Here is a 25,418-nt window from a genome sequence, read left to right as displayed (position 1 = left end):
GGCCCACCACTCCACCCCGCGGCAAACCCGACACGGAACAACCAAAAGATCACGGAACTGTCACATCGCACGAACGTGCGAAGGACAGGGCTAGCCGCCGCGGCCACAGCCCCCTCCGCCAACCCGAGAACGGGAACGACGCGCGCAGGGGGCTGCAGGGGCAAGGGTCCAGGCGGGTCTCTCTGTGGAGACAAACCGGACGCGATGCCCACCAGAAGGACCCCTGTAGCCGGCTTCCCACGCAGCCTCCCGCAAACGCCAAACGCCGCCCCGACCGTGGGAGCGGTCGGGGCGGCGTTTCGTCGTGCAGGCTGTACGGCGGCGGGAGGGCCGCCGCCGGGTCAGACCGTCAGACCTGGCGGACGGCGCGGATGGACTCCTTCAGCGAGCCCATCGTCGCCAGCACGGCCGAGGTCTCGTAGCCGCAGTGCGCCATGCAGTTCGCGCACCGCGGGTCCTTGCCGCGACCGTAGGAGTCCCAGTCGGTGGTCTCGACGAGCTCCTTGTAGGAGGAGACGTACCCGTCGCTCATCAGGTAGCAGGGCTTCTGCCAGCCGAACAGCGAGTAGCTCGGGATGCCCCAGGCGGTGCAGTCGAGCTCCTTCTTCCCCTCGAGGAAGTCCAGGAAGATCGGCGAGTGGTTGAGCCGGAACTTCTTGCGCCGGCCCTCCGCGAAGACCTTCCCGAACATCTCGCGGGTCTCCTGGACGGCGAGGAAGTGCTCCTGGTCCGGAGCCTTCTCGTACGCGTAACCCGGCGAGAGCTGGATCTGGTCGACCTTGAGGTCGTCGTTGAGGAAGGTCAGGATGTCGATGACGTCCTGCGGGCTGTCGTTGTTGAAGAACGTGGAGTTGGTGCCGACCCGGAAGCCGGCCGCCTTCGCCGCGTGGAAGGCCCGCACGCACTCGTCGAACGTGCCCTCCTTCTCCACCACCGAGTCGTGNCGCTCGCGCAGCCCGTCGATGTGCAGCACGAAGGTGAAGTAGGGCGACGGGGTGAAGTTCTTGAGCTTCTTCTGCAGCAGCAGGCCGTTCGTGCACAGGATCACGAACTTCTTGCGCTTCACCAGCTCGTTCACGATCTCGTGAATCTGCGGGTGCATGAGCGGCTCACCGCCCGCGATCGCCACGACCGGAGCGCCACACTCCTTGACCGCGGCAAGCGCGTCCTCGGGGCTCATCCGCTGCTTCAGGACGGACGCCGGATGCTGGATCTTCCCACAGCCCGTGCAGGACAGGTTGCAGGCAAACAGTGGCTCCAGCTCCAACACGAGCGGGAAGTGCTTGCGGCGCCGCAGTTTCTGCTTCGCCAGGTAGGTACCGATACGGAGCTGGTACCGCCACTCGACCGCCACGGCGTAGCTCCCCTCTCCTCAGGTCGCCGGTGGGATGACCGATGATCTCTGCACTGACCATACAGGCTGTACGTACAGCCTGCATGTGGATCGAGCGATGAACTGTCGCACAGCCGTGTCCCGTAGCCGACCCGACCGTCCGAGCAGCCGGTCGCGGAACGTATTCGGCCAGGTCAGAGCCCTCGCTCGACGGCTCAATGACGCCGATGACGGCCTCCACCGGCCTCGCATCGTCAACCTTCGACGAGGCGTCGGAGGTGTGGGGACAACCTCCAACTCGCCCGCAGGTTCCACTGGCCGGACGACGGGATGCCGGCGACGACACTGACCCGTCACGCAGCGTCACACACCTTGGGGTTCCCGGCGACCGGAGCCGTCTCAGGCGAGGATCAGGCAGCTACTGCTGGCCGTGGCAACAATCTTGCCGTCGTCGTCGCGGACGTCCCCCTCGGCGAAGGCCACCCGGCGCCCCGGCCTCGTGGTCCAGCCGTGCGCCGTCAGCCGGTTGGGCCGGCCCGCCGCGATCCGCACCGGCCGCAGGTAGTTCACCTTGATCTCGATCGAGGTGTAGGCGACGCCGGCGTCGAGCGTGGTCTGCACCGCGCAGGCGGCCGCGGTGTCGAGGATCGTGCAGAGCAGGCCGCCGTGGACCAGGCCGATCGGGTTGTACGCCGACTCGTCAGGCTGGCAGGTAAACACCACGTCGCCGCGCGCGACCTCGACCGGCCGGAAGTCGAACAGCCGGGAGATGGGCGGCGGCGGGATATGGCCGTCGCGCATCGCGGTCAGGAACTCCAGGCCGCTCAGGGTGGCTGCGGCCGACGCGACCCGGATCGGGTCGTACCAGGTGACGGACTTGCTACGCGGCTCGCCCCACAGCGCGGGGTCGGGCTCGGGAACGGCGGGCGCGGATTCCATCGCGGTCATGGTCAGCAGCCTAGGGAGACGCCGGGGGCGGGGATCGCGCACGGCGATCCCCGCCGAGCGGTCGGGCAACCGGCGGTCGGGACCGCGAGTCGGATTACGACGAGCCGGGTACGTGCGCCGGCGAGGCGGCGCCGGCCGCAGTGGCGCCGGCCGCAGTGGCGCCGGCCGCAGTGGCGCCGGCGCGGCGCAGCTCCTTGGGCAGGTGGAAGGCGACCGTCTCGGTACCGACGGATCGGGTGGTCACGTCCGTCGTGCCGAGACCGGACAGCGCGGCGGTGAGTTCCTCCACCAGTGACGGCGGGGCCGAGGCGCCGGCGGAGATGCCGACCGTCTCCACCCCGTCCAGCCAGGACAGCTCCACGTCGCCGACGTTCTCGACGAGGTGGGAGGCCACCCCGTCGCGCCGGCTGACCTCCACCAGCCGCACCGAGTTCGCGCTGTTGGCCGACCCGACGACGAGGACGAGCTGCGCCTCCTGGGCGACCTTGCGCACCGCGTTCTGCCGGTTGGACGTGGCGTAGCAGATGTCGGCGGACCCGGGGCCGACGATCGCCGGGTAGCGCTCCTTGAGCGCGTCGACGACCTCCTCGGCCTCGTCCATCGCCAGCGTGGTCTGCATGAGGTAGGTGACCCGCTCGGGGTCGGGGACGTCGAGGGAGTCGACCTCCTCGGGCGACTGCACCAGCCGGATGCGCCCGGGCGCCTCGCCCAGCGTGCCGTCGACCTCTTCGTGACCGGAGTGGCCGATGAGCAGCACGGTGTCGCCTCGGGAGGTGAACCTGCGGGCCTCGGCGTGCACCTTCTCGACCAGCGGGCAGGTCGCGTCGATGACGGAGAGCTGGCGCCCGTCGGCCTGGTTCCACACCGCCGGGGCCACCCCGTGCGCGGAGAAGACCACGGTCGCGCCGGCGGGCACCTCGTCGAGCTCCTCGACGAAGATCGCTCCGCGGGCGGCGAGGTCGGCCACCACGTGGGAGTTGTGCACGATCTGCTTGCGGACGTAGACCGGCGCGCCGTGGAGCTCCAGGGCGCGCTCGACGACCTCGATGGCGCGCTCGACCCCGGCGCAGAACGCCCGCGGCTCGGCGAGCAGCACGGTGCGCCGGCCCACCGCCGCTGCCCAGGCGCCGATCGGCAGGCCGAGCCGGCGCATCGTGCGCAGGCCCAGCACGCCGCGGCGGACCAGGTCGAGGCGGCCAAGCGGCTCGTCGGCGGTGTCGACGATGACCCGCACCGCGGCGAACGGGACGTCCCCGACCCCCGCGGCGATCGGGGCGCTCTCCATGTCGACCGCGATGGCGCCGGTGGCGGCGAGCCGCGTGCGCTCGTCGCCGGTGGCGACCTTCGCCACGGTGACGATCGGGCCGACGTGGACGGTCAGGCCGAGCCGGCGCAGGTCACCGGCCAGCAGCGGGGCGGACGCGCAGCGGGCGGCGACCGAACCGTCGGCGGCGCGGACCTCGCTGGCGACGACGATGTCCCCGGGCTTGATCCCGGGGGCGAGGCCGCCGGACAGGCCCACGATGGCGGCGGCGTCGGGGCGCGCCTGACGGACCACCCGGGCGGCTCGGCCCGCCTTGTCGGGGCCCATCCCGGTGCGCACCATGACGGTGTCCGAGGGCAGGCCGGACCGGCCGGCCGCCATCGCCTCGAAGCGCAGCGCCGTCGCGACCACGAGCCGCCCGCGGCGGCGGGGCCGGGCCACGGGCGCGGCCGGCTCGGCGGGCCGCGGCGGCGCCTGCACGCCGCCGGCCGGCGCCCCGGCGGACGAGCCCACCGCGGCGGACGGGCCCACCGCGGCCGGGCCTGCGCCCGCCGGTGCCGGCGCGGTCGCGACGCTCGCCGAGCCGCCGCGGCCCGCCGCGGCGACGAGCGGCAACGCGGCCGGCGCACCCGGCCGGCGCGCCCCGGCGGACGAGGGGACCGACGGCGACGCCGGGTCCTGGTTGGGGATCACGGCGGGTCCCCCCGCCGCGGCCGCCGGGGCCGTGCGGTCGGCGGGGGTCACGACAGCGTCGGGAGCGGTCCCGTCGCCGCCTGGGGAGGTGGAGGTGCTCATGGTGTGGCCACCCCGGTCAGGCCCACGTACCGGCCGAGCGCGGTCAGCGGGAAGACCAGCCGGTACAGGTGGTAGTTCAGGGAGAAGTCGCCGGGGAAACCGGTGCCGGTGAAGTAGGGCTCGTCCCAGGTGCCGTCCGGCCGCTGGGTCTCGCACAACCAGCGCACCCCGCGCTTCACGGCCAGGCTGTGCGGGTCCACCGCCAGCAGCGCGAGCAGCGCCCACGCCGTCTGCGACGCGGTGAGCTCGCCCCGGCCGATCCAGGCGGGGTCGGTGTAGGAGCGCAGGTCCTCGCCCCAGCCGCCCTCGGGCGACTGGTGCTCGAGCAGCCACCGCACCGCGGCGGTGATCGCCGGGTGGTCGGTGGGCACCCCGGCGCCGATCAGCGCCGGCACGACCGCCCCGGTGCCGTAGAGGTGGTTGACGCCCCACCGGCCGAACCAGGAGCCGCCCGGCTCCTGGTTGTCCAGCAGCCACTGCACCGCCCGCTGGGTGATCGGGTGGTCGGAGCGGCCGAGGTCGGCCAGCATCTCCACGATGTGCGCGGTGACGTCCGCCGACGGCGGGTCGACCACCTCGCCGAAGTCGCAGAACGGGATCTTCGTGGTGAGCGTCCGGACGTTGTCCGCGTCGAAGGCACCCCAGGCGCCGTTCGACGAGCGCATCCCGACGCTCCAGTCGACCCCGCGGGCCGCCGCCGCGCGCATCGCCGCGGCCAGCCGCGGGTCCGCGTCCTCGACGGTGTTCACCGCGGGGGCCTCGGCGCGGCCCTGCCGGGATGCCGGCGGGGCGACGTGCCCCGCGCCGAGCAGCCGCCGCAGCGCCAGCACCACCTCGGCGGTGTCGTCGACGTCCGGGTAGAAGTCGTTGTCGAACTCGAACGCCCAGCCGCCGGGGGCGAGCTCGGGGCGGCGCACCGCCCAGTCCCCGGCGACCCGGACCTCCTCGTCGACCAGCCACCGGCCGGCCTTCACCATCGCCGGATGGTCGCCGGGGACGCCGGCGTCGGCCAGCGCGACGACCGCGAGCGCGGTGTCCCAGACCGGCGACTGGCAGGCCTCGATCTGGCGGATCGGACCCTCCGGGGTGTCCCGGCGGATCACGTACCGCTCCATTCCGCGAAACGCGGTGGCGATCACCGGGTGGTTCAGCGGGTACCCCATCAGGTGCAGCGCCATGACGGAGTAGACCCAGGGCGGCTGGATGCCGCCCCAGCACCCGTCGGCCTCCTGCCGGGCGACGACCCACTCGGTGGCCCGCCGCAGCGCCAGGGTGCGCAGGAGCTTGATCGGCCGGCGCTCGTAGCGGTGCAGCAGCTTGTCGAGTCGCTCGAAGGCGCCCTCCCAGCTTCGCAGCGGGGCCGGCTTGCGCCCCGCCGCCGGCACCTTGAGCTCGTCGATGGTGAAGCCGAGGTCGTGCGACGGCCGCAGGGAACCGACGATCGTCAGCGCGACGATCGTCTGGCGCGCCCAGCAGGCGAAGTCGTAGACGTTCAGCGGGATCCACGACGGCAGGAAGATCAGCTCCGGCGGGATGACCGGCACGTCGTCCCAGGACCACTGGCCGAGCGCCGCCAGCCAGATCCGGGTGAACACCCGGGAGGCGGCCACCCCGCCCTGCGCGCGCACGAGCTCCGCGGCCCGCGCCATGTGCGGGGCGTCGACCGCGTCGCCGGCGAGGCGCAGCGCGATGTACGCCTCGATGGTGGTGGACAGGTCGGCCGGGCCGCCGTAGAAAGTGGGCCAGCCGCCGTCCGCGAGCTGCTGGGAACGGATCCAGCGGGCGGTCTGCTCGGTCTCGTCGTCGCCGCGAATGCCGAGGAACTGCTTCATGAACAGGTCCTCGGCGTCCATCGTGACGTTCGTCTCGAGGTCGCCCTTCCACCAGCCCTCATCCGACTGCAGCGCGAGGAGATGGTCCCGCGCGCGGGCCGCGGCGACGCCCGCGTTGATCGGGCCGGCCGTGTGCGGCCTGCCGGTACCGGCGGGCAGCGGTGGTGAGGACCGGGAGATCCCGTAGGCGTCGGCCGTGGCGGGCACCGGGATGGTGGGCCGCTTCGGGCTCTTCTCGGCAGTCGGAGCAGCCGGGGACGGGTCCGAGGTCAGGCTCATCGACGACTCCCCTCGTCGTACGTGCGATGGTCAAGCGGGCGATCACCAGGCTGATCGCCGGTCTGTCCGGCGTCGCGGCGGCCCGGTGGGGCCGCCCGCCGGTCGAGCCGTGGCGGGGCGCCGCCCGGCCTCCCGGCATCACCCCGGCCTGGTACGGGGCGGCGGGTGGACCAGGCGGCATGGGCGCCTGTGCTCACCTGCGGCCTCCTCAGCGATCGCGCTCGGTCACGAAGCGGGCGAGGGCGAGCAGCTCCGCCTCGACCGCGGCCGGCATCGACAGCGAGCGCAGCACGTTCTCGCACGCCTTGAGCTGCCGGTCGGCCTCGGCGGTGGTCCAGTCCCGCCCGCCCGCCTGTTCGACCAGTTCGGCGATGTGCGCGAGTTCCGCCTCACTCGACTCCCCGGTGCCGACGAGGAAGGCACGCAGTTCCTCGGCGGCGCCGCCGCCGGCCTCCAGCGCGACCACCACCGGCACGGACTTCTTGCGGGAACGCAGGTCCGACAGCACCGGCTTGCCGGTGACCGCCGGGTCGCCCCAGATGCCGAGCAGGTCGTCGATGAGCTGGAAGGCCGTGCCGAGGCGGGAGCCGTACTCGGCGAGCGCGTCGACCATCTCGTCGGCGGCGCCGGCGAGCACGGCGCCGAGCGACGCCGAACAGGCCAGCAGCGCGCCGGTCTTGCCGTCCTCCATCCGCAGCGTGTCGGCCACGGTGACGTCGGACCGGCTTTCGAACATCAGGTCCTCGGCCTGGCCGCGAACCAGGTCCTGGACGCCGGCGCCGAGGATCAGCGCCGCGCGCCGCGCGGCGTCCCCCTCGACCTCCAGCAGGACCTGGGTGGCGAGCCCCAGCAGGGCGTCGCCCGCCAGGATCGCGCCGTCGGCACCGAAGACCGTCCAGGCCGTGGGCCGGTGGCGGCGCTCGGTGTCGCCGTCCATCAGGTCGTCGTGCAGCAGCGAGAAGTCGTGCACGAGCTCGACGGCAACCGCAGCCGGCAGGCCGACCTCCGCCGGCGCGCCGGCCGCCTCGGCGGACAGCAGCGCCAACGCCGGGCGCACGAGCTTGCCGCCGCCACCGGGCAGCGGTTCGCCGGCGGCGTCCACCCAGCCGCGGTGGTAGGCGACGACGTGGCGAAGGCGCGGGTGCAGGCGGTCCACCACGGCGCGCAGCGCCGGCACGGTGAGGGTCCGCCCCCGCTCGATCGCATCCGGAACCGTCATGGTCATACCGGGAATCCCCCTGTGGATGAGTGCCCTGGCTGGCCGGTGGGCACCGGCCCGGTGACCGCCTTCGTTGCGGCGGTCACCGTGTTCTCCCCCCGTGGATCCGGAGAATCCGACGAATCCGATGCATTCGGTGCAACCGCTGTATCCAGCACAAGCGATGGGTCTGATGAAGGTGTGGTGCTCGTGGCGGGCGCCCCGTCGGCGCCCTGCCGCGGAAGGGCGCGAGCCGATGTCGGTGATGGTCCGGCGGCCCCCCGGTCTCCCCCGGCGGACCCGGCCAACCCGTTGACGACGACCCCCATGCCGGCCAGGCTCTCACGGGTTGCAGCGAGTCCGCTACGCACAGCAGATTCCATGGTCGCTGGCCACCCGGTGTCGGTCCAGGTGCCGGCCAGAGCAAAGCCGGGCAGTCCGGTCGAGGTACCCGGACGCAATGCGAGCGAACCGGGCGCCTGCCGGAAGGTGGCCGTGCGCTCCCGGGTCACGAAGACCTCGAGCGGCGCGGCCGCGCGGGCGGCCGGGAACAGCCGGGCCATCTCGTCGACGAACAACGTGCGCAGCTCGTTCGCCGACCGGTCGATCCACGGCTCGGCAGCCGACTGGGACAGCGCCAGGTACTGGGCACCCGGCGGGCCCGAGGCGGCCAGGCCGGAGGAAATCGTCCGGTCGAAGATCCACTGGATCGGCGAGTCGACGACGGCCAGGAACGGCCCCTCGATCACCTGCCGTGGATAGATCATGTGCACGTTGATGATCGGCGAGTCGCCCAGCTCGCGCAGCCGCTCGGGCCGCGGGCCGGCGCCGGCCGGCAGCAGGTCCGCCGCCGCCGGTGGCGGCACCGCGAGGACCACGGCGTCGGCGCGCAGCCTGCCCGCGGCGTCGGTGCCGGGCACCGCCTCGCCGCGGTTGGTGCCGCCGGCGGTGACCGCGAGCTCCCAGCCGCCGCCCGCGGCGGTGATGGCGCGGACCTTGGCCCCCAGGTGCACGTCGGCGCCGGCTGCGGCCAGGGCGGCCATCGCCGCGTCGCCGTGCAGCCGGGCCAGCGGGACCTCCGCCCAGCCGAGGTCGCCGGCGTCGGCGCCGTCCAGCAGGCCCGTGCGCACGACCTTCGCCGCCAGGCCCAGCGAGGCCTCGGCGGCCGGCGCGTTCAGCGTCGCCACGGTCAGCAGCTCCCACAGCGCCTTCGTCGCTGCCGGGCCCTGGCCGTGGCTGGTCAGCCACGCACCGAACGACCGCTCGTCCACCGCCGCGGAGCGCTGGTCGAGGCGGCCGAGCTGGAAGGCCGCGAGCCCGGCACGCAGCCGCTCGGCGAGCGGCAGTGCCCGGTAGCCCAGCAGCGCCGGGGCCAGGTGCAGCGGCGCGGGCAGGCGCACGCTGGTGCGCCGCAGCCGGGTCCGGGTGAGCGAGTCCCCGAGGAGCACCGGGACGTCCAGGCGGGGCTGCAGGGTGGTCAGGTGCTCCACCCCGAGGCGCGCCAGCAGCCCGCGATAGGCGGTGCAGCAGCGCATGAACACGTGCTGACCGGTGTCGATCCACAGGTCTCCCCGCCGGAACGACGTCGTCTGGCCGCCCAGGCGCGGCCGGGCCTCCAGCAGCGTCACCCGCGCGCCGCTGTCCACGGCGAGCAGCGCCGCGGCCATCCCGGCGAGACCGCCGCCGACGACGACCAGGTGTGGTCGGGACTCGTCCCGACCCGCCGCCACAGCCGCGCCGGCCACCCCGGCCGCCTCGCCCATCCCGCGTGCCCCGGAAGTCATGCGGCGCTCGTCTCCGGTCGCCCGGCGAGGCTGCGGGCGGCGACGACCGCCTTCTGCCACCCCGGCAGCGCCAGCCGACGGTCCAGCACAGCAGCCGGTTCGTTCTTGATCCGCCGGTTGAGCCGCAGGTAGATGCCGGCCATCGCGCCGCAACAGGCCGCGCTGCGCCGGTCGAGCAGGTCGAGTAGCACCATGCCGCGGTCGTACCATTCCTCGGCCCGCTGCGCCGAGGACCGCAGGTAGCCCAGCAGTGCCGTCGGCGGCCCGCCGAGACGACCGCTGGCGTCCACGGCGAGCTCGATCCCGGCGGCCTTGAGCTCCTGCGCCGGCAGGTAGATACGCCCGCCGAGCAGGTCCTCGCGGACGTCGCGCAGGATGTTCGTCTGCTGCAGGGCCACCCCGAGGGCGTCGGCGATGGCCGGGGCGGAGCGGTCGGAGGCCGCCTGCTCGGTGCCGAAGATGCCCAGCGAGAGCCGGCCGATCGTGCCGGCGACGAGCCGGCAGTAGCCGACCATGTCGTCGAACGTGTCGTACGTGGTGCCGTGCACGTCACTCTCGACGCCGTCGGCAAGCTCGATGAACGCCTCCAGCGGGATCGGGAAGCGCCGGGCGGCGTCGTCGAGGGCGACGTACATCGGGTCGGAGCTACCCGCGCCCAGGTTGTTGACCTCGGCCCGGACCTGGGCCAGCCCGGCGAGCTTCTCCTCGGCCGGCAGGTCCCCGTCACCGATGTCGTCCAGGTGGCGGGCCAGCGCGTAGACGGCGCTGAGCGCGCCCCGTTTCTCCGGGGGCAGCAGCCGGATGCCGTACGAGAAGTTCCGCGCCGCCTCCTTGGTCAGAGCCTCGCAGGCGGCGTACGCCTCGGCCACGGTCGGCCGGCGCGCCGAGTTCGACGCCGGGCTGTTCATCGACCCTCCTCCGAGCCGCGTCGGGCCGCGACGCCGGTCGCGCTGGTCGCGGTCGCCACCGCCGCGGCGGTGCGGGCCGCCGCCGGCGCTCCCGGAGCCACCGACTGCGCGAGCGCCACCAGAGCGAAGCGTGCCATCCGCGGCTTGGGTGCCTTGGGCGGGCCGCCGAGCACGTCGTAGCCAGCGCGGCGGATCGCGTCGAGCGCCGCGCGGCCGCCGCCGACGAAGCCGGCCAGCGCCAGCCTCAGTCTGCCCGGCACCATCGAGACCAGCGGCGCGCCCTGGTCGATCACGGTGCGGGCGCGGCTGACCTCGAAGGCCATCAGATGGCGCACCGCCGGGCTCGCCACCTTCGCCCGCAGGTCGTCCTCGGTCACCCCGAAGGTGTCGAGGTCCTCCTGCGGCAGGTAGATGCGCCCGGCGGCGAGATCCTCGGCGACGTCCTGCCAGTGCTCGGCGAGCTGCAGCGCGGTGCACACCCGGTCGGAGAGCACGACCCGGTCGGGGGTGGCGAGCCCGAACACGCCGAGCACCATCCGGCCGACCGGATCGGCCGACAGGGTGCAGTAGCGGACCAGGTCGTCGAACGTCTCGTAGCGGGTGACCCGCTGGTCCTGGCGGTTGGCCTCGACGAGCCGCTCGAAGGGCTCGGCGGGCAGGTCGCAGGTGTGCACCGTGCGCGCGAGCAGGCGCAGGACGGGGAGCTCCGGCTCACCGCCGGCCCAGATCACCGACAGATCGTCGGCGAGGCGGTCGAGCAGGATCAGCCGATCGCCCGCGGCCTCGTCGCCGATGTTGTCGACGAACCGACTGAAGGCGTACAGGGCGTTGAAGTGGGCGCGCACGGCCGCGGGCAGCACGATCGGCGAGACCGGGAAGTTCTCCGCCGGCGCGGCGCGCAGGAGGTGTTCGGCGGGAGTGGACAGGCCCGTCGCGCCCGACAGCGCAGGCGTGCGTGGTGGGCCGGTTGGGGCGTCGATGGCGGTCATACGCCTCTCCTTCGATGACGGTCTGCACTCCGGGCGCGGTGTGCCGGGATGGGGGTCCCCGCGGAGGCCGCGGCCGGCGCCAGAAACCTGGACAGCGCCGGGACCTTGGTCGGCGCCAGGACCTTGGGGCAGCGCCGAGGCTCGGCGGGTTCTGCGCTGGCGACGACCCGGTCCGCCGACGGGACCAGGGCGCCCGTTCGCACCGGAGGTCATGGGCGCGCCTCACGCGGACCTGCTCCGCAGGTCCGGACGGACCGGCTCAGGCGACCGGTCCTGGCAGGCGCGCCATGGTGCCACCCGGGGTTCCGGCGGCGCGGGGCCGACGGCGCCATGCGCCGCCGGCCCCACCCGGCGCGTCTGCCGCCGACGGCCCGAAGGCCGCCGGAGCTGTGGTCGGTGTCACTCACCCCCAATTGGCGACACAGGCCAGCCGGCAGCACGCTCCCGGTACCGGATCATCCGAAGACACCCGCCAACCTGCGGTACAGCGACGGCACCGCGCCGTGGATCCGCACCGCGCCGAGCAGCCAACCTGGCACCCAGACCTCCGCGCTGCCCCGTCCCGCCGCCGCCAGCATGCGCTCGGCGACCAGCGCGGCCGGGATCGGCCGCGGCCATCGCCGAACGTACGGCGCCCCGCGGCGGTGGAAGAACGGGGTGTCTACGACGCCAGGTAAACACAACGTCACCGTGATGCCACGTCCGGCGACTTCGGCCCGCAACGCGTCCGCGAAGCCGACCATCGCCGCCTTCGTCGCGGAGTAGGCCACCTCGCCGCGCACGCCGAGCGCACCGGCGATGCTGCCGACGATCAGGATGCGCCCCTGCCCACGATCGAGCATGGCCGGCAGCATGGCCCTGACCAGCGCCATCGGCGACAGGACGTTGACCGCGACGAGTTCCGCGATCGCCTCCGGCGACATCACGTCGAACGGGCCGGCGGCGCCGAGCCCCGCCGAGCACACCAGCAGATCGACGTCGCCGAGCAGCTCACTGGCCCGGGAGGCGACCGCCACCTCCGAGCCGGCGGCCGACAGGTCGACGGAGATGCGGTGACCCTCCGTGGCGGCAGCGACCTCATCCAGCGCCGCGCCGTTGCGGCCGACCAACAGCGAGCGGCAGCCGCCGGCGGCCAGCAGCAGGGCGGCCTCCCGGCCGATGCCGCTGGATGCGCCGGTCACGACGGCCGTTCGAGGCGGCCAGGTGGCGGGGGCTGTGCCCGTTCGCGCGGTCCGGTTGGTGAGGACGGTCAACCCTCCCTCACGGAAAGCAGGCCGGGACCGTGTGCTCATGACACACCACTTCCGGTCGTTCCTTTCACGCAGTTCTCCCCCGCGGGCACTGGTTGCACGTCACCTGCTGCTTTCCCCACTCATCTCGCCCCGCGTCGCGAGGTGGCCCGACCGAGCATGATCGGCATGGTCCGATGGCACGAGCTCTCCCGTCGGACCACCGCTTCGACCACACTCGATGGCCGTGCCGATCCGGACAGCTACTGCTTCTCAAGCGTCGGACTCCAGGACCCCGGGCGCGCGAGCGCCACCAGGTCCACGACTCCCACCATTTCACCGTCCCGCAGTCGGATCGTCCATGGTCAGATGGGCGACATCGGGGCGGGCGGATCACATGCGCGGCTCCGGACTCCCTATCACACTCCCTCTATCGTCACGACCCCCGCTATCGGAGCCGTCCCGCTATCGCCGACCGCGGGTGCGGTCCGATTTGGCGGTCGTACGATGGATTCGGGATCTTCTGCTGGGACGTGCGAACCGCTTCCCACGGCCGGCCCGGGTATTGGGGTGATTTCCCACCGCATTGCCCACGCCGGAATTGCCCGGCGACGACCCGCGGCAGGGCCGTCACCACGACATCACAACCGGCGGGCACAGGCCCGCCACCTCCGCCGTCAGTACCCTGCCGTCAGTCCGATCGGGTCGCCACCGGAGCAGCCCCGTCGGCGCCCAGGTTCATCCGTGGATCGTTCCCGCGCCGGGTCGGGCCGGTCTGTGACGTACGCCGGACAGGCTGGTGGGGCATCGTCCGAGCACTGATCCATCCTCCACACGACGACCACCCTACCGCCTTCGACAAACGTGATCGAAAGCGGCATTTCTCCGAACCTAATGGACGGACCACCGGGCGGGGATATCACCCGCCACGGTGACATCCGACACATGGGCCCCGAAGATGCATCACGGGAGGTCCGACAGTGGTCGCCGGCACGACGACGGAGGCACGTTCGGTGGCTACCGGGGGTGCCGACTACCCCAATCGGACACTCAACCGCACCAGTCGATCACCCGTACGAATGCCGGTTCAATCCACCCATCCATCCAGCGGATGGACTACCCCGGGTGGATGCCCGAGGGATTCACCCCACCGATCCGGGTGATCCCAACTCCGCGCACACCGGGAAGCGCGGATGGGGAAGAAACCGACGGCACGGACAGCGCCCCGGATGTCGCGGATTCCACGCACGATCCGGTGGCCCCGGGGGACCGGGCACCCTCGCCCGCACCGGGGCAGCAGACGGATCCCGACGACCAGGGCGCCGGTTCCTCGGCGCCGAGAGCGGCGAGCGCGGCGGCCACGATCTCGCGCCGCTCGGTGGCGGAGACCAGCGGGCGCATGCTCTGCGGCAGCCGGGCCGCCACGGTGCGCAGCGCCGCCGAGCAGAGCGGCTCCCCGCGGCCGGGCGCACCGGTCAGATCGGACCCGCCGAAGGCGACCCGCGCGTCACCGGGAACCGCCCCGGCGCCGTCGGCGTCCTCAGCCCGGGCCTGGGCGTGGGCGCGCTCGAACGCCATCCCGAGAATCCCCGCGCGCAGCGCGCCGACCGCGCAGTGCGCCCGCAGCAGCCGCAGGTCCGACGGCGCCGGACCGGCGAGCGCCCCGACCAGGGCCTGCTGCAGGGAGAGCATGTCGCTCTTGCCGATCTTGCGATGGATCACCGAGGGATCGTTCACGAAGGCGAGCAGGACGCCGCCGGGGCCGGCCATGATGTCCACCAGCCGCTCCAGCAGGACCCGGGCGCTCGGCGGCGGCGACTGCCGGACCAGTTCGACCAGCCGGCCCAGTTCGGAGACGAAGGGCTCCAACAGCGCGTCGAGGATCGTCTCCTTCGACGGAAAGTGGTAATAGAGTGCTGCCTTCGTCACGCCGAGTCGCTCGGAGATGTCCCTCACAGAAGTGCCGGCATACCCTTGCTCTCCGAAGAGGCTCACCGCGGCGGCAAGGATCCGCGACCTGGTATCGCTCGCTGACCCGGGTGACGTCGACTCGACCATGGCAGCCCTGCACCCCTCCGATCGAGTCCGCGACGAATGTTACCCTCAAGCTTACCTACTAAACGACCGGTAAGTTCCCAGGTAGCAAGCAACGGACCGCTGCCGATCAAGACGTCGCAGGTGACGACACCGACCGATCATCAACGCTCGAGGGGAAACCGTGGCTTCGCTCGCCCGATGGTGCTTCAGGCACCGCCGGCTCGTACTGCTCCTGTGGATCGCCGCGATTGCCGTCCTCGGAGGGGTCAGCCAGGCGGCCGGAAGCGACTACAAGGACGCCTTCTCCCTGCCCGGCACCGACTCGCAGAAGGCGATCGACCTGCTGCAGCGCGACTTCCCGGCGGCTTCGGGAGACAGCGCCACCATCGTGCTGCACAGCAAGAACGGCGTCGCCGTCACCGACCCGGCCCTGAAGGCGCCGGCGACGGAGATGCTCGACAAGCTGGCCAAGGTCCCGCACGTCTCGGACGTCGGCAGCCCCTACGGCCCGCGCGGGGCCTCGCAGATCAGCTCCGACGGGCACACCGCCTTCGCCACGATCGACTTCGACGAGCAGGGCATCGACCTGCCCAAGGACGACATCCAGCAGCTCGTCGACACCGCCCGCGGCTACGACTCCAGCACCCTGCAGGTCGAGGCCACCGGTCAGGTCGTGTCGATCACCGAGCAGCAGCAGCAGAGCTACAGCGAGTTCATCGGCATCGCCGCCGCGGCGATCATCCTGTTCATCGCCTTCGGCTCGCTGCTTGCCATGACGCTGCCGCTGATCACCGCTATCGTCGCGCTCGGCGTCGGCAGCCTGCTGATCATCCTGCTCTCGCACGTGCTCACCATCGCCGAGTTCAGCCCGATCCTGGCGACCCTGATCGGCCTCGGCGTCGGGATCGACTACGCGCTGTTCATCGTCAACCGGCACCGCATCGGCCTGCGGGCCGGCAAGTCTCCCGAGGAGGCCGCGGTCACCGCGGTGAACACCTCGGGCCGCGCCGTGCTGTTCGCCGGCATCACGGTCTGCATCGCGCTGCTCGGCATGTTCGCCCTCGGGGTGAGCTTCCTGTACGGCGTGGCGATCTCGGCGGCGGTGGCCGTCGCGATGACCATGGCGGCGGCCGTCACGCTGCTGCCCGCCCTGCTGGGCTTCTACGGCATGCGGGTGCTCAGCAAGCGCGATCGGCGCAAGCTCGCCGACAGCGGCCCGGAGCATGAGAACACCGGAGGCTTCTGGTGGCGCTGGGCCAAGGGCATCGAGCGCCGGCCCCAGTTGTTCGCCGTCATCAGCGCCGTGGTGATCCTCATCATCGCGATCCCGTTCTTCTCGCTGCGGCTCGGCTCCTCCGACCTCGGCAACGGCGACAGCTCGAAGACCACCAAGCGCGGGTACGACCTGCTCGCCGACGGGTTCGGCCCCGGCTTCAACGGCCCGTTCACGATCGTCGCGGAGATCAAGTCGCCGCAGGACACGGCCAACCTGAACGCCGTGGTGAAGGCGGCCCGCGCCACTCCGGGCGTCGCGTCGGTGTCGGAGCCGCGGCCGAGCCCGAACGGCCAGGCGGCGATCGTCTCCCTGTACCCGACGACCAGTCCCCAGGCCGAGGACACCTCGAAGCTGCTGAAGAAGCTGCGCGACGACGTGGTCCCACAGGCCAACCCGTCCCACACCGGGATCTACGTCGGCGGCATCACGGCCATCTTCGAGGACTTCTCCAGCACGCTGTCGAGCAAGCTGCCACTGTTCATCGGCGTCGTGGTCGTGCTCGCCTTCCTGCTGCTGGTGGCGGTCTTCCGCAGCCTGCTGGTGCCCTTGACCGCCTCCGTGATGAACCTGCTCGCGGTCGGCGCCGCCTTCGGCGTCGTCGTCGCGGTGTTCCAGNGGGGCTGGGGTTCGTCGCTGTTCAGCATCACCGGCGGCCCGGTCGAGGCGTTCATCCCGGTCATCCTGTTCGCGATCCTGTTCGGCCTGTCCATGGACTACGAGGTGTTCCTGGTCAGCCGGATGCACGAGGAGTGGACCGCGCGCCGGGACAACCGGCTCGCCGTCTCGCTCGGGCAGGCCGAGACCGGCCGGGTCATCTCCGCCGCCGGCGCCATCATGACCCTGGTGTTCGCCTCGTTCATCCTCGGCGACGAACGCGTGATCAAGCTGATGGGCCTCGGGCTCGCAAGCGCGATCGTGATCGACGCGTTCATCATCCGGACCGTGCTCGTGCCCTCGCTCATGCACGTCTTCGGCAAGGCGAACTGGTGGGTGCCGGCCTGGCTCGACCGGATCCTGCCGCGGATCTCCGTCGAGTCCGCCGAGGACATCGAGGAGCTGCAGCACACCCCGCTGCCCCCGGACGCGCTGACCTCCGCCGGCCAGCCGGTCGGCACCGGCGGTCACGTCCGCCAGGTCCCCGGCCAGCCGGGACGGGAGGAGGGCAGCCCCCGCGCGGGGGAACCCACCCACTGAGGCGACCCGCCAGGTCCGCCCGCGAACAGGGGGCGTCCCCACGCGGACCGCTGAACTGACGAACCGGGGCCCCGGCAGGCACGTGCCTGTCGGGGCCCCGGCGCGTGCGGTCAGCCCGTGGTGAAGCCGTCGGCGACCGTCAGCGCCTCGTCGAGGATCGCCAGCCCGGTGCGCGCGTCCGCCTCGGAGATGGTGCACGGCGGTACCACGTGCACCCGGTTGAAGTGGGTGAACGGCCACAGGCCGCGCTCGCGGCAGGCCGCGGCGACCGCACCCATCGGGGCCGCGGCCGGGCCGGCGGCGTTGAACGGCACGAGCGGTTCGCGGGTGGCGCCGTCGCGGACCAGCTCCAGTGCCCAGAACACACCGAGCCCGCGGACCTCGCCGACCGAGGGATGGTTGGCTGCCAGCTTCGCCAGCTCCGGCCCGATCACCTCGGTGCCGAGCCTCCGCACATGGTCGAGAATCCCCTCCGCCTCGAACGCCTCGATCGAGGCGACCGCGGCGGCGCAGCCCAGCAGGTGCCCGGAGTAGGTCAGCCCGCCCGGGTAGGGGCGCTCGGCGAAGGCGTCGGCGAGGTGCGGGGCGAGGATCACCCCGCCGAGCGGGACGTACCCGGAGTTCACGCCCTTGGCGAAGCAGATCAGATCCGGGACGACCCCCCAGTGGTCGACGGCGAACCACTCGCCGCACCGGCCGAAGCCGGACATCACCTCGTCGGCGATGAACACGATGCCGTGGGTGTCGCACAGCTCACGCACCCCGGCGAGGTACCCCGGCGGCGGTACCAGGATCCCGTTGGTGCCGACGACCGGCTCGACGATGATCGCCGCGATCGTCGCCGGGCCCTCCAGCGTGATCACCTCCGCGAGGTGGGCGAGCGCGCGGTCGGACTCCTGGGCGGCGTCGGCGGCGTGGAACGGCGAGCGGTACGGGTAGGGCCCGAAGAAGTGCACCACGCCGGGGATCCCCGGCTCGCTGGGCCAGCGCCGCGGCTCCCCGGTCAGGGTGATCGAGCCGCCGGTCGCCCCGTGGTAGGAGCGGTAGGCGGCGAGGATCTTGTGGCGGCCGGTGGCGAGCCGGGCGATACGCACCGCGTTCTCGGTGGCCTCGGCCCCGCCGCTCGTGAAGAAGACGCGGTCGAGGTCGCCCGGCGCGCGCTCGGCGATGAGGCGCGCGGCGCGGGAGCGCACCTCGTGGGCGTGGAACGGCGCGACGGTCGTCAGCGAGCGGGCCTGCGCGACGATCGCCTCGACCACCGCCGGGTGCTGGTGGCCGATGTTGGCGTTGACGAGCTGCGAGGAGAAGTCCAGGTAGCGCCGGCCGGACTCGTCCCAGAACCAGCTCCCCTCGGCGCCGGCGACGACCACCGGGTCGAGGCTGGCCTGGGCCGACCAGGAGTGGAACACGTGCCGACGATCGTCGAGGTACGCCTCGCTGCGGCCGGCGACGCCCGGGGTGCCGGGGGTGGCGGAGGTGGCGGGGGTGGCGGGGGTGGTCGTCAAGGGATCGGGTCCTCTCCTCGTCGTCGGCGTCCCGCGGGTGGGACCGCCCGGTCCGGGCGGACGCGCCGCGCGCCACCGACCCACGGTCGGGCCGGCGGGCGCGCGGCGGCGCCACGGACCATCGGATCTCACCGGCGCCGGGAGCGGGGGCGCCGTCGGTGTGACGGCGGAGACGGGGGGACGGGTCAGCCGCCGCCCGGGTTCAGGGTGACGGTCAGCGGCTTGAAGCTCGACCCCGTGACGTCGACGCCGTCACCCTTGAGCGCCGACAGCGCCTNCTCGACGTACTGATTGGTGTAGGCGAGCCCCTCGGGGGCCTTGGTGAGGACGGTCTGGCCGTCGGCGTTCTTCGTCGCCCTGGCGATCTGGACGGTCCGGTCCCAGGCCGCCTTGTCGACCATGCNGATGCCCTCCGGCGACGGCCAGACCAGCTTGTTGACCTCGTTGGTCTGCCAGAGCTGGTGGCTGGCGCCGAGCTTGGAGCCGGCGGCGACGACCAGGTCACGGCACTCCTGGGCATGGTCGCGGCAGTAGATCCAGCCACGCAGCGAGCCGGTCAGGAACTTCGTCGCGGTCTGCTGGTACGCCCGGTCGTTCTGGAGCTTGTCGGTGGAGGCCCACACCGCGTCCTGGAGCATGGCGGTGCCGACGTCGTTCCAGTCGACGACGGTGAAGTCCGACGGCTTGTACAGCTCGCCGGTCTTCGGGTTCTTCGCCTCCAGCACCTGGGCGTACTCGTTGTAGCTCATCGCCTGGGCGGCGTCGATGTCGCCGGAGAGCAGCGCGTTCATGTCGAACTGCTGCTGGACGAGGGTGACGTCCTTGCCGGGGTCGAGACCGGCCTTGGTCATGCCGGCGAACAGCTCGTACTCGTTGCCGAAGCCCCAGTTGCCGACCTTCTTGCCCTTGAGGTCGGCCGGCCCGCTGATGCCGGCGTCGGCGAAGCTGACCTGCCGGGTGCCGGAACGCTGGAAGATCTGCGCGATGTCGGTGATCTGCGCGCCCTGCTCGCGGGAGGCCAGCGCCTTCGGCACCCAGGCGACGGCGAAGTCGGCCTGCCCCTGGGCCAGCACCGTCTGCGGCACGATGTCCGTGCCGCCCTCCAGCAGTTTGACGTCGAGACCGGCGTCGCGGTAGAAGCCCTTCTCCTTCGCGGCGATGTAGCCGGCGAACTGCGCCTGGGTGAACCACTGCAACTGCAGCTTCACCGGGGTGAGCTTCGCCCCGGTGCCGGTCGTCGACGCATCCGAGCCGCTGCTGCCCCCGTCCGAGCCGCAGGCGGCCAGGGCCAGCACCGCGGCCAACCCGGCCGCGAGCCCACCCAGCGTCCTTTTCCTTCTCATATCGCTCCCGTTACCCCTTGTGAATAAATGCCGGATTCCCGGTTGGTGGCATTACCGACCGGCGTGTCGGCGCCAGGGCATCGCCGCCCTCTCCACCGCCAGGACGACCAGGTAGAACAGCAGGCCCAGCAGGCAGGCCGCGACGACGAACGCCCACGCCCGGGGGTAGGCGCTGTTCGCCGCCGCCGAGGTGATCCGTGAACCGAGGCCGTTCTGCCGGCCGCCGAAGTACTCGGCGACGACGGCGGCGATGACCGCGAGCGACGAGGCCAGCCGCAGCCCGGTGAAGAAGAACGGCAGCGCCCCGGGCAGCGACACGGTCCGGGCGAACCGCCACGGCCCGACCGCGAGGCTGCGCATCAGCTCGCGGTGCACCGGGGCGACCTCGCGCAGCCCGCGGGCGGTGTTGACGAACACCGGGAAGAACACGACGACCGCGACCACCGCGCGCCGCGGCACCGACGACGTCGTCGAGAACATCGCGTTGAACAGCGGGGCCAGCACGATGATCGGGATCGCGTTCATCGCGGCGGCGACCGGGGCGAGCATCCCGTCGATCAGCCGGGAGCGCGCCGCCACGATCGCCGCGACCAGCCCCGCGACCGCGCCGAGGGCCAACCCCACCGCCGCGTTGACCCCGCTGACCCATGCCGCCGACCGGATCGGACCGACGTGCTCGCGAAACTGGTGGGCGATCGCCGATGGGCTCGGCAGCAGGTAGGGCTGCACGTCGCCCAGGTCGACGAACGCCTGCCAGGCGCCGAGGACGACGACCGCGACGACGAGCGGTGGCAGGATCGCCCGCCCGCGGGCCAGCACCCGGGCGGTCGGCCGAACCCCGCTCACGAAGCCCCGACTCCCGCCGGACCGACTCCCGCCGGACCTCCCCCCGCCGGACCGACTCCCGCCGGACCTCCCCCCGCCGGACCTGCCCCCGCCGGCGCGCCGCCGCCCGACGCAACGCGCAGCAGGGCGGACTCGCCGGCGCGCAGCGCCTCGCGCACGGCGGTGACCGCGGCGAAGAACTCGGGCTGCTCCCGCAGGTCGGTGCTGTCGACGCCGCGGCCCACGCCGGCCCGCGCCGCCAGCTCCACCGGGACCATCGCCGTGATCCGCCCCGGCCGCGCCGACATGACCGCCACCCGGTCGGAGAGGAACACCGCCTCGGGGATCGAGTGGGTGACGAGGATGACGGTGGTCCCGGTCTCCCGCCGGATGCGGGCGAGCTCCGCCTGCATGCGCTCGCGGGTCATCTCGTCGAGGGCGCCGAACGGCTCGTCGAGCAGCAGCAGCCGGGGCCGCTCGGCGAGGGCGCGGGCGATGGCCACCCGCTGCTGCATGCCGCCGGAGAGCTGGCCGGGCCAGTGGCCGGCGAAGTCCGCGAGCCCGACCAGGTCGAGCAGCTCCCGGGCGCGGGCCCGGCGTTCGGCCTTGCGCATCCCGTGGACCTGCAGCGGCAGTTCGACGTTGCCGAGCACGGTGCGCCAGCCGAACAGGCCGGCCTGCTGGAAGGCGATGCCGTAGTCCTGGTCGAGGCGGGCCTGGCGGGCCGGCCGGCCGCCGACGAGGATCTCCCCGCGGGTCGGCGGGATCAGGTCGGCGACCAGCCGCAGCAGCGTCGACTTCCCGCAGCCGGATGGCCCGATCAGCGAGACGAACTCGCCGCGGGCGACCGTCAGGTCGATGTCCGTCAGTGCCACGGCGGGCGCCGCCCCGGCGACGTCGAACGCCTTCGTCACCCCGCGCACCACCACCGCCGCCTCCTCCTCCGCCGCCGCCACCGCCTCCACTACCGCCTCCGCCGTCATGCCGCTCGTCCTCGCTTCCGTGCGCCGCCCGCGCGGCCCGTCAGGCATGACGGCCCCACCGGCGGCCGACCGCCGCTTCCAACAGCGCCACCGCGGCGGCCATGACCAGCCCGATGGCCGCGGCGCCGAGCACCGCGTCGTACAGCCGGGTCGCGTCGCTGCTCGCCGACATGGAGTAGTCGATGATCAGTCGCCCGACGCCGCCGCGGGTGCCGGTGGAGATCTCGGCGACGACCGTGCCGATCACCGCCGAGGCCGCCGCGAGCCGCAGCGCCGGCATCAGGTACGGCACCGACGCCGGCAGCCGCAGCCGGATCAGCGTCTGCCACCACGACGCCGCGTAGCTGCGCATCAGCTCCACCGACTCCGCCGCCGGCGCCTGCAGCCCGCGCAGCATCCCGACGGCGACCGGGAAGAACGCCAGGTACGCGGCGATCAGCGCCACCGACATCCAGCGCTGCCAGTCCAGACCGCCCAGGTGCAGCCGGCCGCCCCAGCCGGCTACCAGCGGGGCGAGCGCGACCAGCGGGATGGTCTGGCTGGCGATCACGTACGGCAGCAGCCCGCGCTCCAGCACCCGCAGGCGGGCCATCGCGACGGCGAGCAGCACGCCGACCCCGACCCCGACCCCGAAGCCGGCGAGCGCCACCCGCAGCGAGAACCACATCCCACGCAGCACCGACTCCCCGACGGTGCGGTCGTCGCGCAGGCTGAGCTCGGGCCGGCCCAGCTCCGCCAGCACCGACCAGACGTGCGGCATGGCCGCGTCCGTGGTCCGCGGCAGCACCGGCGCGCCCCACAGCCGGGTGCCCTGCGGCGACCCGACCGCCTTGTAGCCCTCCCACACGGCGCACAGCAGCACGAGCGCGACGAGCGCGAGGACACCCCGGCGCAGTCGGTCCCGCGCCGCCACGCCCGCGGCCTGCCGCCGCGGCGGCAGGCCGAGCGGGTCGGGGCCCGCGGGGTCGCCGGTGGGCGTGGCCCCGGTGGCGGGACCGGCCACGGTCGCCGCCGCGGCCGTCGACAGGGCGGCGTCGGTCATCCGCCGGCCGCCGGAGTCGGGTCCGCTGGCGGCCCTGCAGGAGACACCGCGGGCGGCGTCGCCGACGGCGCCGAGGTCGCCGGGGTGACCGGGGCGGGGGGCTGGGTGCCGGCGGAGGTGGCGCGCACCGTGCCGGCGACGGCGGGGATCACCGTCTCGCCGTACGCCTCGAGGGTCGCGAGCTTGGCGTCGTGCTGCAGGTAGACGGCGAACTGGTCGACGCCGAGCTCGGCGAGCTGCGCCAGCCGCTCGATGTGGGCCTCCGGCGGGCCGAGCAGGCAGAACCGGTCGACGATCTCGTCGGGGACGAACGTGGTGTGGGCGTTGTCGGCCCGACCGTGCTCGTTGTAGTCGTAGCCCGTGCGGCCGGCGATGTAGCTGGTCAGCGCGGTCGGCACGGAGCCGTCCGCGCCATAGCGGGCGACGAGGTCGGCGACGTGGTTGCCGACCATCCCGCCGAACCAGCGGCACTGGTCGCGCTGGTGGGCCAGCGACAGCGGGTCCGCGGCGCCGATGTAGGCGGGCGCCGCGACGCAGAACTTCACCGCCGCCGGGTCCCGCCCGGCCCGCTCGGCGGCGCGGCGCACCGCCCGGATGGTCCAGGCGGCGATGTCCGGGTCGGCGAGCTGGAGGATGAACCCGTCGCCGATCTCCCCGGTCAGCGCCAGCGCCTTCGGCCCGTAGGCGGCGATCCAGACGTCGAGCCGGCTCGCCGCGCCCCACGGGAAGCGCACGGTGCTGCCGCCGACCTGCGCGCTGCGCCCGTTCGCGAGCTCGCGCACGACCTCGATGCACTCCCGCAGGGTGGCCAGGGACGTGGGCTTGCCGTTGAGGACCCGCACCGCCGAGTCGCCCCGGCCGATCCCGCAGATCGTCCGGTTGCCGAACATCTCGTTGAGGGTGGCGAACAGCGACGCCGTGACCGTCCAGTCGCGGGTCGCCGGGTTGGTCACCATCGGCCCGACCAGCACCTTGCGGGTCGCGGCGAGGATCTGGCTGTAGATGACGAACGGCTCCTCCCACAGCAGGTGGGAGTCGAAGGTCCAGACGTGGCTGAAGCCCAGGTTCTCCGCCTGCCGGGCGAGGTCGATCACCCGGGAGGCGGGCGGGTTCGTCTGCAGCACCACTCCGACGTCCACCGCGTCACCGCGTCCGGGGGAAGCCGAGGTCGACCGAGCTCGTCGCCGGGTCGGGCCAGCGGGAGGTGACGACCTTGGTCCGGGTGTAGAAGCGGATCCCGTCCGGGCCGTACATGTGCAGATCGCCGAACAGCGAACCCTTCCAGCCGCCGAAGCTGTAGTAGGCGACCGGCACCGGGATCGGCACGTTGACGCCGACCATCCCCGCCTGCACCTCGGCGGTGAACCGCCGGGCGGCCCCGCCGTCGCGGGTGAAGATCGCCGCGCCGTTGCCGTACGGGTTGTCCTCGATCAGCCGCAGTGCCTCGTCGTAGGTGGCGACCCGCACGACGGCGAGCACCGGCCCGAAGATCTCGTCGGTGTAGACGGCACTGGTCGGCCGCACGTGGTCGACGAGGCTCGCGCCGAGGAAGAAGCCGGGGCCGCTGGTGGCGGGGTCGGTGCGGCCGTCGACGACGACGCTCGCCCCCTGGGCGGTGGCGGTGTCGAGGTAGGCGGCGACCCGGTCCCGGTGCGCCGCGGTGATCAGCGGCCCCATCTCGCTGGCCGCGTCATACCCGGGTCCCACCCGGATGCCGCGCACCCGCGCGGCGATCGCCTCGACCAGCGGGTCGGCGGCCTCCCCGACCGCCACGACCACCGACACCGCCATGCAACGCTCGCCGGCCGAGCCGTAGGCGGCGGAGACCGCGGCGTCCGCCGCCGCGGCGATCTCCGCGTCGGGCAGGACGACCATGTGGTTCTTCGCCCCGCCGAGGGCCTGCACCCGCTTGCCGGCGGCGGTGGCGCGTTCGTAGACGTAGCGGGCGATCGGGGTCGAGCCGACGAAACTCACCGCGGCGACGTCGGGATGGTCGAGCAGCGCGTCGACGGCGACCTTGTCGCCCTGCACCACGTTGAGCACGCCGTCGGGCAGCCCGGCGCGCCCCAGCAGCTCGGCGAGGAACAGCGCCGGGGACGGGTCGCGCTCGCTGGGCTTGAGCACGAACGCGTTGCCGCAGACCAGCGCGTTCGCGAGCATCCACAGCGGCACCATCGCCGGGAAGTTGAACGGGGTGATGCCGGCGACGACGCCGAGCGGCTGGCGCACCTCGTGGACGTCGACGCCGGCGGAGACCTCCTCCGAGTAGCCGCCGCGCAGCAGGTGCGGGGCGCCGCAGGCGAACTCGACGTTCTCCAGGCCGCGGGCGATCTCGCCGAGCGCGTCGTCGAGGGTCTTGCCATGCTCGGCGGTCAGCAGCCGGGCGACCTCCTTGCGGCCGGCGTCGAGCAGGTCGCGGAAGCGGAACATCACCTCGGCCCGGCGGCCGAGCGGCGTCGCCCGCCAGCCCGGGGCCGCCGCGCGGGCGACGCCGACCGCGGCGCGCACCTCCTGCGCCGAGGCGAGCGCGACGCGGGCCTGCTGCTCGCCGGTCGCCGGGTTCCACACTGGCGCGTAGCGACCGGCGGCGTCCGCCGCCTCGGCCCCGCCGATGAGATGGCCGATCGTCCGCATCGCCGCACCTCCTCTTCCGT

18 protein-coding genes and 2 pseudogenes are annotated in these 25,418 nt (G+C 73.1%); 2 read left to right on the top strand and 18 right to left on the bottom strand.

The window, feature by feature from the left end; translation table 11 throughout:
• Positions 1-349: 349 nt before the first annotated feature.
• The 11 genes and pseudogenes from hpnH to UK82_RS28045 all read right to left on the bottom strand — a co-directional run.
• Positions 350-943 (bottom strand): annotated as a pseudogene (gene hpnH / locus UK82_RS40655) (adenosyl-hopene transferase HpnH); the annotation flags it as partial.
• A gap of 1 nt (position 944) precedes the next feature.
• The coding region (locus UK82_RS40650) for a radical SAM protein (RefSeq protein WP_236706540.1) at positions 945-1,354 on the bottom strand (410 nt) is incomplete at its 3' end.
• A 378-nt stretch (positions 1,355-1,732) separates the two neighbouring features.
• Entirely contained in the window at positions 1,733-2,281 is a 549-nt protein-coding gene (locus UK82_RS28085; RefSeq protein WP_044887404.1) for a PaaI family thioesterase, read from the bottom strand.
• Positions 2,282-2,375: 94 nt separating this feature from the next.
• A complete protein-coding gene (gene ispH / locus UK82_RS28080; RefSeq protein ID WP_055410315.1) occupies positions 2,376-4,340 on the bottom strand; it encodes a 4-hydroxy-3-methylbut-2-enyl diphosphate reductase in 1,965 nt (654 codons plus the stop codon).
• Positions 4,337-6,451, bottom strand: coding sequence for a prenyltransferase/squalene oxidase repeat-containing protein (locus tag UK82_RS28075; protein WP_055410312.1), 2,115 nt, complete (start codon positions 6,449-6,451; stop codon positions 4,337-4,339). Before UK82_RS28075 ends, ispH begins: the two co-directional genes overlap by 4 nt.
• Positions 6,452-6,659: 208 nt before the next feature.
• Entirely contained in the window at positions 6,660-7,676 is a 1,017-nt protein-coding gene (locus tag UK82_RS28070; protein WP_044887407.1) for a polyprenyl synthetase family protein, read from the bottom strand.
• Positions 7,673-9,433, bottom strand: coding sequence for a hydroxysqualene dehydroxylase HpnE (gene hpnE, locus UK82_RS28065; RefSeq protein ID WP_055410310.1), 1,761 nt, complete (start codon positions 9,431-9,433; stop codon positions 7,673-7,675). The genes UK82_RS28070 and hpnE overlap by 4 nt, the downstream gene beginning before the upstream one ends.
• Entirely contained in the window at positions 9,430-10,341 is a 912-nt protein-coding gene (gene hpnD / locus UK82_RS28060) for a presqualene diphosphate synthase HpnD (RefSeq protein ID WP_044887409.1), read from the bottom strand. Before hpnD ends, hpnE begins: the two co-directional genes overlap by 4 nt.
• Entirely contained in the window at positions 10,338-11,330 is a 993-nt protein-coding gene (gene hpnC / locus UK82_RS28055; protein WP_044887410.1) for a squalene synthase HpnC, read from the bottom strand. Before hpnC ends, hpnD begins: the two co-directional genes overlap by 4 nt.
• 455 nt (positions 11,331-11,785) lie before the next feature.
• The gene (locus UK82_RS28050; RefSeq protein WP_044887411.1) at positions 11,786-12,622 is read right to left on the bottom strand and encodes an SDR family oxidoreductase; all 837 of its coding nucleotides are present in this window, start codon (positions 12,620-12,622) and stop codon (positions 11,786-11,788) included.
• A 1,053-nt stretch (positions 12,623-13,675) separates the two neighbouring features.
• Complete coding sequence (locus UK82_RS28045) at positions 13,676-14,617, bottom strand: TetR/AcrR family transcriptional regulator (RefSeq protein WP_044887412.1); 942 nt, start codon at positions 14,615-14,617, stop codon at positions 13,676-13,678.
• Between the two features lie 160 nt (positions 14,618-14,777).
• Between UK82_RS28045 and UK82_RS28040 the strand changes: the two are divergent.
• A pseudogene (locus tag UK82_RS28040) lies at positions 14,778-16,487 on the top strand (MMPL family transporter); the annotation flags it as partial.
• A 1-nt stretch (position 16,488) separates the two neighbouring features.
• Positions 16,489-17,066, top strand: a 578-nt coding sequence (locus UK82_RS40645; RefSeq protein ID WP_236706539.1) for an MMPL family transporter, incomplete at its 5' end; no start/stop codon positions are given.
• A gap of 110 nt (positions 17,067-17,176) precedes the next feature.
• Here the strand turns inward: UK82_RS40645 and UK82_RS28035 are convergent.
• From UK82_RS28035 to UK82_RS28005, 7 genes are all read right to left on the bottom strand, one after another.
• Positions 17,177-18,571 (bottom strand): aspartate aminotransferase family protein, encoded by a 1,395-nt coding sequence (locus UK82_RS28035; protein ID WP_055410306.1) that lies wholly within the window; start codon positions 18,569-18,571, stop codon positions 17,177-17,179.
• Positions 18,572-18,975: 404 nt separating this feature from the next.
• A partial coding sequence (locus UK82_RS28030) for an ABC transporter substrate-binding protein (protein WP_236706538.1) occupies positions 18,976-19,914 on the bottom strand: 939 nt, incomplete at its 3' end.
• Between the two features lie 51 nt (positions 19,915-19,965).
• A complete protein-coding gene (locus UK82_RS28025; protein ID WP_044887415.1) occupies positions 19,966-20,760 on the bottom strand; it encodes an ABC transporter permease in 795 nt (264 codons plus the stop codon).
• Positions 20,757-21,722 carry an ABC transporter ATP-binding protein gene (locus tag UK82_RS28020; protein ID WP_236706537.1) on the bottom strand — a complete coding sequence of 322 codons (966 nt, stop codon included), beginning with the start codon at positions 21,720-21,722 and terminating at the stop codon, positions 20,757-20,759. The genes UK82_RS28025 and UK82_RS28020 overlap by 4 nt, the downstream gene beginning before the upstream one ends.
• Before the next feature lie 40 nt (positions 21,723-21,762).
• Positions 21,763-22,764 carry an ABC transporter permease gene (locus UK82_RS28015; protein WP_083507409.1) on the bottom strand — a complete coding sequence of 334 codons (1,002 nt, stop codon included), beginning with the start codon at positions 22,762-22,764 and terminating at the stop codon, positions 21,763-21,765.
• Positions 22,761-23,903 carry a TIGR03842 family LLM class F420-dependent oxidoreductase gene (locus UK82_RS28010; protein ID WP_055410302.1) on the bottom strand — a complete coding sequence of 381 codons (1,143 nt, stop codon included), beginning with the start codon at positions 23,901-23,903 and terminating at the stop codon, positions 22,761-22,763. The genes UK82_RS28015 and UK82_RS28010 overlap by 4 nt, the downstream gene beginning before the upstream one ends.
• Positions 23,904-23,907: 4 nt before the next feature.
• Positions 23,908-25,398: a CoA-acylating methylmalonate-semialdehyde dehydrogenase gene (locus UK82_RS28005; RefSeq protein WP_044887417.1), complete on the bottom strand. Its 1,491-nt coding sequence runs from the start codon at positions 25,396-25,398 to the stop codon at positions 23,908-23,910.
• Positions 25,399-25,418 lie beyond the last annotated feature (20 nt).

The organism is Frankia sp. ACN1ag, assembly GCF_001414035.1.
GTDB lineage: Bacteria > Actinomycetota > Actinomycetes > Frankiales > Frankiaceae > Frankia > Frankia torreyi.
This window is presented reverse-complemented; position numbering and strand designations above follow the sequence as displayed.